General features: G+C 47.9%; 1 tRNA gene and 1 rRNA gene. Both read right to left on the bottom strand.

Going from position 1 to position 493, the window contains the following annotated elements:
* Window positions 1-162: ribosomal RNA gene (locus tag ACNFHO_RS27385) — 23S ribosomal RNA — on the bottom strand; the annotation flags it as partial.
* A gap of 222 nt (window positions 163-384) precedes the next feature.
* Window positions 385-460, bottom strand: a tRNA-Ala gene (locus ACNFHO_RS27380).
* Window positions 461-493 lie beyond the last annotated feature (33 nt).

The following is a 493-nucleotide window of genomic DNA, read 5'->3' as shown; positions in this document are numbered from 1 at the left end:
ATTCAGTACAAGATACTCAGCTTATGCTGAGTGGGTTCCCCCATTCAGAGATCTCTGGATCACAGTCTGTTTGCCGACTCCCCAAAGCTTATCGCAGGCTACCACGTCTTTCATCGCCTCTGACTGCCAAGGCATCCACCGTATGCGCTTCTTCACTTGACCATATAACCCCAAGCAATCTGGTTATACTGTGAAGACGACATTCGCCGAAAATTCGTGAGAACTCACAAATTTTACCTTAGCCTGAACTACCAGCAGTGAAACTGGCATTCAGTCTATTTCTATCACATATCCGAATTTTTAAAGAACGATCTGACAAAAGCCAGAAATCAACATTCATCGACGAATGTTCATTTCTAGGTTCTGATCAAGGTACAGCGTAAGTGGTGGAGCCAAGCGGGATCGAACCGCTGACCTCCTGCGTGCAAGGCAGGCGCTCTCCCAGCTGAGCTATGGCCCCGCATATTGGTAGGTCTGGGCAGATTTGAACTGC

The organism is Pseudomonas sp. NY15374 (assembly GCF_048068255.1).
Classification (GTDB): Bacteria; Pseudomonadota; Gammaproteobacteria; order Pseudomonadales; family Pseudomonadaceae; genus Aquipseudomonas; species Aquipseudomonas machongensis.
This window is presented reverse-complemented; position numbering and strand designations above follow the sequence as displayed.